This window comes from Arcobacter caeni (genome assembly GCF_003063245.1).
Classification (GTDB): Bacteria; Campylobacterota; Campylobacteria; order Campylobacterales; family Arcobacteraceae; genus Aliarcobacter; species Aliarcobacter caeni.
This window is the reverse complement of the sequence record NZ_MUXE01000027.1, coordinates 1-8,460: the sequence shown is the minus strand read 5'-3', so window position 1 is coordinate 8,460 and position 8,460 is coordinate 1. Positions and strand designations below refer to the sequence as shown.

At 26.1% G+C, this 8,460-nt stretch carries 3 protein-coding genes and 3 tRNA genes; 1 reads left to right on the top strand and 5 read right to left on the bottom strand.

Annotation, left to right across the window (positions count from 1 at the left end; genetic code table 11):
* Positions 1–146: 146 nt before the first annotated feature.
* Positions 147–2,621 (bottom strand): methyl-accepting chemotaxis protein, encoded by a 2,475-nt coding sequence (locus B0174_RS11750; protein WP_108561239.1) that lies wholly within the window; start codon positions 2,619–2,621, stop codon positions 147–149.
* A gap of 121 nt (positions 2,622–2,742) precedes the next feature.
* Here B0174_RS11750 and B0174_RS11745 point away from each other — a divergent pair, with 121 nt between their 5' ends.
* On the top strand, positions 2,743–6,132 hold the full coding sequence (locus B0174_RS11745; protein ID WP_108561236.1) for an ABC transporter substrate-binding protein: 3,390 nt from the start codon (positions 2,743–2,745) through the stop codon (positions 6,130–6,132).
* Between the two features lie 70 nt (positions 6,133–6,202).
* On the opposite strand, the gene B0174_RS11740 is transcribed toward B0174_RS11745, so the two are convergent.
* From B0174_RS11740 to B0174_RS11725, 4 genes are all read right to left on the bottom strand, one after another.
* A tRNA-Met gene (locus tag B0174_RS11740) sits at positions 6,203–6,279 on the bottom strand.
* 69 nt (positions 6,280–6,348) lie between these two features.
* Positions 6,349–6,423: transfer RNA gene (locus tag B0174_RS11735), tRNA-Gln, on the bottom strand.
* Positions 6,424–6,440: 17 nt separating this feature from the next.
* Positions 6,441–6,516 (bottom strand) — tRNA-Thr (locus tag B0174_RS11730).
* A 506-nt stretch (positions 6,517–7,022) separates the two neighbouring features.
* Positions 7,023–8,345, bottom strand: a complete 1,323-nt coding sequence (locus B0174_RS11725) for a hypothetical protein (RefSeq protein ID WP_133174801.1) — start codon at positions 8,343–8,345, stop codon at positions 7,023–7,025.
* Positions 8,346–8,460 lie beyond the last annotated feature (115 nt).

Below are 8,460 nucleotides of genomic sequence, written 5' to 3'. Positions count from 1 at the left end.
GCTCCACCGATACTTTTACCAGCTTTTATATCACGAGCAAATTGCTCTACATCTATTTCTATCTTCATCTTTGTGTCCTTTGGTATTGTTTATTTTACCTGTTTGACACAAAATTTTGAACGATCCCTTTTACAAGGTCGAAAATTCTAAAAATTTTCCCACTCTGCATCTTCTGATTTAGTTGATTTATTTGAAACAACTTTTTTATCTTGAGATGCCACTTTTTTATGAATAACTGGAGTTATTGTTTTAGTTGCTGATTCACTTTTGTGGCTCATTTTTTTTGCTTGAACTTCATTTTTACCAATAAACTCTTTTGCATTTGCATCACTTACAATTAATTTTGATATTTCATCTGTAATTTCAGCGACATCTTGAGTTTGAGAAGCAACAGCAGCATTTTGTTGTGTTTGTTGGTCTAATTGATTTACTGCATCATTTATCTGCTCAATTCCACTTAATTGCTCTTTACTTGACATTTCTATATCTTGAATTAAATTTATTGTATTTGTAATATTTTGATTTAATTCTTTATATCCATTAATCATGTTTCCAGCAATTACTTTTCCTTGATTCGCTTTTTTTGTTGCATTTTCTACGATACTTTTTATCTCTTTAGCAGCTTCTGCACTTCTTGAAGCAAGATTTCTTACTTCTGCTGCTACAACTGCAAATCCTCTTCCTGCTTCTCCAGCAGTTGCTGCTTCTACTGCTGCATTTAATGAAAGAATATTTGTTTGGAATGCTATTTGGTCAATTACACTTATCGCTTCATTTATTGAATTAACTTGCTCATTAATTTCATCCATCGCTACTGTTGTTTGATTTGCTAATTTTTCACCATCCAAAGCAGATGCTGTTACACTATTTGAATAAGTAGACATTTTTGCAATATTTTCTGTATTATTTCTAATATTAGAAGTTATCTCTTCAATTGCAGCTGCTGTTTCTTCAAGACTTGCTGCTGCTTCGTTTGAACTTATATTTAATTTATCAACATTTGCCAAAAGAATATGTGAACTCTCTTCTAATGTTAATCCATTTGATTTACTTTCAACCAACATATGATTTATAGTATCAGCTAAAGAGTTAAGTGCTTTTGCAACAACTCCATGTGGATTATTTATTCTAACTTTAAAATTAACATTTTTATATTCATTTAAAACTTCATCAATAACAATTAAATCATCATTTATTTTTTCTGAAACTACAGTTAACATTTCATTTAAAATATTTTTTAATTCTTCTAAACTTTCATTTTCAGTTTTAGCTTCTATTCTATTTCTTAAGTTACCTTTGTTTATTTCAGAAACTACTTCTTTTACATCATGAATTAATTTTTCATCTTCTTGAATTAATTTGTTTGTTTTTTCAATATTAACATTTACAATTTTTGTCATTAATCCTATTTCATCATCAGATTTAATTAAGATTTTTTCAACATTTTTTGTCTCTTTATTAAGATATTTAAAGAAATCCAAAAGTCCCACTTGAAAGTTATTTAAAGGACCAATTATCTCTTTTCTAATAAAAAATGTTACAAAGAACATAATAATAATTGAAACAATTGCAGCAATAAGTAATATTCCAAATATTGTAGAAGTTATTTTTTCTTTTGAATTATTTTTCATTATTTCAATATTTTTTTCAATATCTTCAGTATATACACCAGTTCCAATCATCCATTTCCACTCATCAAAACCTGCGGCATAACCTATTTTTTCATATAATTTAGTGTCATTTGGTTTTTCAAAATCGAAAGTTACAATTCCCCCACCTTTTTTAGCAACTTCAATTAAATCTTTTATATAATAAACACCCAATTTACTTTTTAGATCTATTAAATTTTTACCAACAAGGTCAGGTTTTACTGGATGCATTATATTTACTCCTGAATAATCATAAATATAAAAATATCCATCTTTTCCAAATCTAAGTTGAGAAACTTGCTCTAAAGCTTTTTTTTGTAAAGCTTCTGTCGCATTATCAACATAAGCTCCTGTTCCAATTACCCAATTAAAAGGTTTAAATAGTTTTACATAAGATACTTTTTGTCGTGATGGTTTATCTTTTACCACTTGCTCATAAGGAACTAATCCCTCTCCATTTGTAATAGCTTTATTGATAAATTCTTTAACATAAGGTTGAGTATTTTTTGTACCTTCTCTTTCTGGACTAATAGGTAGTTTTAATATCGTAGAGTTTTCATCATAAACAAAGAAATAATCTTTATTTTCTCCATATCTAACAGAATCAATAGTATCCAAAATAATTTTTTTCAACTCTGCTTCTGAAACCTTTCCTTTTTGTTCGTCATATAATCTTGTTAACATTGTGAATAAAAAATCTGTTTGATTTTTTAAATTTTCTTTTGCATTTTCTTTAACATTTTCAGGTAAAGATTGATTATAAAGATTTACAATTATATTTTTTGCAAAATTTGTAAATGATTTTAATTCTTCATTTGCAGTACTGTAAGCATTTTGTTTATATTCTTCAATATTTTGCTGCGTCAAATTATTAATCTCATATATTGATTTTAAGGCTATCATTGTAGCAACAAGAAGTATTGTAACTATTACTATAAGTAATAATTTAGTTTTTATAGAAAGGTTTTTCATAGGGTTCCTTTTTTAATCATATATATATGGTAATCAATTATTAATTAATGTTTAGTTAATGAACAAGCTTTCAATTAAATAAAAAAGTTTTATATTATAATAGAAGAAAAAAAGAAGATAAATGAAAGCTCTATTTAAATTAACAATTTTATTAACTCTATTTCTAAATAACTTTTTATTTGCGAATCAAACAAATGAATTAGAAAAAGTGACCTTACAACTTGAGTGGAAACATCAATTTGAGTTTGCTGGTTTTTATGCTGCTGTTGAAAAAGGTTACTATAAAGATGTTGGACTTGAAGTTGAGATAAAAGAGTTCAAGCAAGGTATAAATATAATTCAAGAAGTCTTAAGTGGAAATGCAACTTTTGGAATATCTTCATCTGCTTTAATTTTGGAAAAACTCAATAAAAAACCTATTGTTTTAATTGCTTCATATTTTAAGCAAAATGCCCTTGCACTTGTTACGAAACCAGAAATAAAAACTCCTGCTGATTTAAAAAATAAAAGAATTATGGCTGTTGATTGGGAAATGGGTCATACAAGTTTAGGAGTAATACTAAAAGACGCTGGAATAAATCAGAATGATTATACTTTAGTAAATCATAATTTTAAAGTTGATAAGTTTGTAAAGGGGGAGGTTGATGCAATGAGCGTATTTACAACTTCACAGCCTTATGAACTTGATAAATTAGGAATAAAATATAATATTTTAAATCCAGCTAATTTTGGAATTTATTCTTATGATGTTGAACTTTTTACAAGTGAAGATGTAATAAATTCTGATATACAAAAAGTTAAGAACTTTGTAGAAGCTACAAATAAAGGGTGGGAATATGCTTTTAAAAACAAAGAAGAAATAGTTGAACTAATTTATAATAAATATACAAAAATAAAAACTAAAGAGTCTTTATTATTTGAAGCAATTCAAACAGAAAAAATATTTAAAACAAATGTATTTAAAATAGGTGCAATCACACCTGAATTAATCAAATTAAATGCTGATATGTATACAAATTTAGGTTTAGTTAACAAAGATTATAACATCAGTGAGATATTAAATAATTACTATTTTGATATAAATAATAAGATAGAAAATATATTAACACTGGAAGAAAAAAACTACATAAAAAATTCTATTATAAAAGTACACAATGAATTAAACTGGCCACCAATTAATTATAATAAAGACGCAAAACCAATGGGTTATTCAATAGATTATATGAACTTATTAGCTTCAAAAGTTGGATTAACGATTGAGTATATATCAGGACCTAATTGGAATGATTTTTTAGAGCTGATCAAAGAGAATAAAATTGATGTAATGTTAAATATTGGGAAAACAGAAGATAGAGAAAAATATTTAAATTTCACAACACCTTACGCTAAAACATTTGATACTGTATTTACAAAAAAAGATATAAATAACTTAAAAAATTTAGATGATTTTAAGGGGAAAAATCTAGCTGTTATAAAAGGTTTTTATGAAGAAGAACTTTTAAAAAAACATTATCCAAATATAAATTTAATTTTAGTTGAAGACACAATCGCAGGATTAAAAAAATTAGCTTATGGAGAAGTTGATGGTTTTATTGATAACTTTGCAGTTGCCAATTATTTTATGGAAAATGGTTTAATTACAAATTTAAAAGCTGCTTTTGAAATAAAAGATACTAAATTTAATCTTAATATGCATTTAGCAACAAACAAAAATAATAAAATATTACAAGAAATTTTAGAAAAAGCAAAAAAGGAAATAACTCTAGCTGAAGAGTTTGAATTAAAAAGAAAATGGATAAATACAAATAACATAGAATTAAAATCAACAATACCTCTTAATATTGAAGAAGAAAATTATTTATCTACAAAAAAAACAATAACGATGTGTGTTGATCCAGAGTGGGAGCCATTTGAAGTACTAGATAAAAATGGTAAACATATTGGAATTGCAGCTGATATTATAAGGTTGATTTCTTCAAAATTAGGAATTGAAATAAAAATAATTCCCACAAAAACATGGGAAGAAAGTATTGAATTTTCAAAAGAAAAAAGATGCGATTTAATGAGTTTTTTAAATGAAACTCCCCAAAGAAAAGAGTGGCTTACTTTTACTGAACCTATTTTTAAAGACCCAAATGTGATTATTGGTAGACTTGATAGTGATATTATAAAAGATTTATCAAAAATCAAAGCTTCTATTGCTATACCAAAAGGAACAGCAATGTATGAAAGATTTCAAAAGGATTTTCCAAAACTTATTATAATTCCAGTAGATTCAGAAGATGAAGCATTCAAACTTGTAGAAGAAAAAAAAGCAGATTTAACAGTTCGATCTATGATAATTTCAGCATTTAATATAAAAGAAAAAGGGTTTTTTAATCTTAAAATTCTAAATCAACCAGAAGATTATGAAAATCAGTTAAGAATTGGTGTCATAAAAAATGAACCTATTTTAAAAGATATTTTAAACAAAGCCATTGAAACATTAACGAAAGATGACATTCAAAATATTGTTAATAAATGGGTATCAATTAAATATGAAAAGATTGAAGATTATACTTATTTATGGCTACTAATAGCTTTTATTATTATATTATTGGTATTCTTTTTATATAGACAATACTTATTAAAACACAATAATAATTTTCTTCAAAATGAAGTTTTAAAAAGAACTCAAGAATTAGAAAAATCAAATCAAATTTTAAAAGAAAAGAAAAATGAACTAAATAAGCTAAATTCATCTCTTGAAGAAAAAATAAATGAAGAAGTTGAAAAAAATAAACTCTTCCAAGAAAAACTCTTCAAAGCTGATAAATTAGCTTCAATGGGAGAAATGATAAGTAATATTGCACATCAATGGAGACAACCTTTATCTATAATTTCTACCATTGCTACAGGAATAAAAATACAAAAAGAATTTGGAACTTTAAAAGAAGAAGAGTTAGTTCAAAATATGGACTTAATTAATAAAAATGCCCAATATTTATCAGAAACAATAAATGATTTTAGAAACTTCATAAAAGGCGATCGAAAAATAAAGACTTATGACTTATCTACTACAATAAATAACTTTTTACATATTATTGAATCTACAATAAAAACAGATAATATAAATATAATTCTTGATTTAGAAAAAGATATAAAACTAGAGGGTTATCCAAATGAATTAATTCAATGTCTAATAAATATTTTCAATAATTCAAAAGATGCTTTTAAAGAAATAAACCAAGAAAATCCTCTATTATTTATCTCGACAAGCTTACAAAATAATATTATTAATATAAGTATTAAAGATAATGCAGGAGGAATTTCTCCAAATATAATTTCAAAAATATATGACCCATATTTCACAACAAAACATAAATCACAAGGTACAGGACTAGGACTTCACATGACTTACAAACTAATTGATGAGGGAATGAATGGAAAAATAGAAGCACAAAATATAGAATTTGAATATGAGAATAAGATTTATAAAGGTGTAGAGTTTATACTTATACTAAACTGTTAATATAAAATTGAGTAAAAAAAAGCTTTTAGTAAAAAGAACTATAAAAGTTCAAATAGCTAAAAGCTTGTATTGGTTGCGGAATCAGGATTTGAACCTGAGACCTTCGGGTTATGAGCCCGACGAGCTACCTAGCTGCTCTATTCCGCGATTTATATGTAATTTGTTAAATAATCAACAGTATCAAATATTAATTAGATTTTTTTATTAAATATGTGGTGGATGGGGTACTAGGATTCGAACCTAGGAATGACTGCACCAAAAGCAGTTGCCTTACCACTTGGCGATACCCCAAGAATAAAGTTTGAAAATGGAGCTGGTGAAGAGAGTCGAACTCCCGACCTGCTGATTACAAATCAGCTGCTCTACCAACTGAGCTACACCAGCGCCGTATTTCATTTAAGAAATGGTGTCAAGAGAGGGACTCGAACCCTCGACCTCCGGCTTATGAGCAAGTCGAAAGCCCTTTAAACGGCACTTATAGTGACTTTCACGGGTCTTTTATGAGTAATAATAGAATGGAATTAGTTGGTTTATTATAATATTTATACTTAATCATTTCATTATTTTTAACAGGGATCCATAACTCTTGAGTTCATTTCTCGATTTCAAAAATTAATGTTCCACTTTTAGTATAGTTTTCTGGAAATTTTAATCCTAATTTATTCATCAAGTTTAAATCCAAACTTATCGATCAATCTTTTGCTAGCAAGATCCACTCTTCTTCTAAAATATCTTTATTTGTATCTTTTAGTATCCTATAACATACTCATTGCTTTCTTTGTACCCACCTATTAGCAAGGTATTTTGCATTCATAACTATTGCCACTGGTGACTGACCTGTTGTATCTAAAAGAATTATTTGTTTGTTTGGAGTGCTTTATTAAATGGTATCATTTTTCTTGCCCCTCTTTACAATCTAATCTAATTTGAGTAATAGAAAAATTACTTGATTCTTTTAATATATAAACTTTATGCTTGCAAGTACTATCTTTAGGTAAATAATGTTGATCATATCCTTTTAAAACTCTATTATTTAGCGATTGATTAATTTTTTTACCTCCTATAAAAGCTGTCTTATTATCCATTAGAAACTCATAATAGTTTTGATATTTTCTAATATCTTTATTATGGCTTATATTATGTGTTTTATAAAATAAATCTGTTCGAGATGTCCATCCTGCTGGTAATATGTTGTTTTTAGAATTAATCCAATTTATTTCATCAAACATAATGTTATTAGACAATATTTCGTTAAATTTAAAATCTGTAGGAAAATAGATTGATAGCTCAACCTTTACATCTGAAGATTGAATTAAACTCAATGCTTCTTTTTGCAAAACTAATTTTTCTTTATAATCAAAGTTAATGATAAAAGCGTTATTATAGTAAATTAAAATACATAAAAAAGCTAATAAAAAGTATTTAGAATAACTTTTTAAACTTTCCTTGCTATCTTCATATACAATAAAAGACCACAATAAAAATAATGGAATTGTTGTTCTTTCCACATCTCTTATCAAAATCAACAATATAATACCACCAATAAGAGAACTGTATAAAAAAAGTCTTGAATTTTTATATCTTAAAAGTATTAATATCATTGATATGACTACTAAAAATAAAATGATATAATTAAATTTATGATTTATAATTAGGTTGTAATTTTTTTCTTTGATTATTTGATCTATTTTTGAGAATAGACTTAATGGAGTATTCGTTAAGTTTTCACTATTAACCAATTTATTATCTTGAATTTGCCAATTTTTAATATAATAAAGTTCATCTTCTGTAATTGTTAGTTCGGTATCTTTGATAGAAAGATCGTTGTACATAGTTCTTGATTTATTAAAATTAAGCCATTCCATATAGTTTTTATCTATATTTTTACTATTAATACTTAACACTAAAAAAGCACTAAATATAATTAAAGAATATAAATCTTTTTTAGAATATGATATTTTAGGTTTTAATATTAATGTCCCTACAACTATATATGGTAAAGAATGAATGGCAATATCTTCCCTTAATAAAAAGGAAAAAAAGAGTAATAGTAAAAAGTATTTGAAATTTTTATTTACAAAACCTAAGGAAATTGTCATAATTAATAATGTTAAAAGTGTAATGGATAATGTAGTTAAAAAGTAATACAGTAATAGGGATAGAATCATAAATAAAACTATTTTTTCTACTATTGAATTTACGGGATCGTTCAAAATTTTGTGTCAAACAGGTAAAATAAACAATACCAAAGGACACAAAGATGAAGATAGAAATAGATGTAGAGCAATTTGCTCGTGATATAAAAGCTGGTAAAAGTATCGGTGGAGC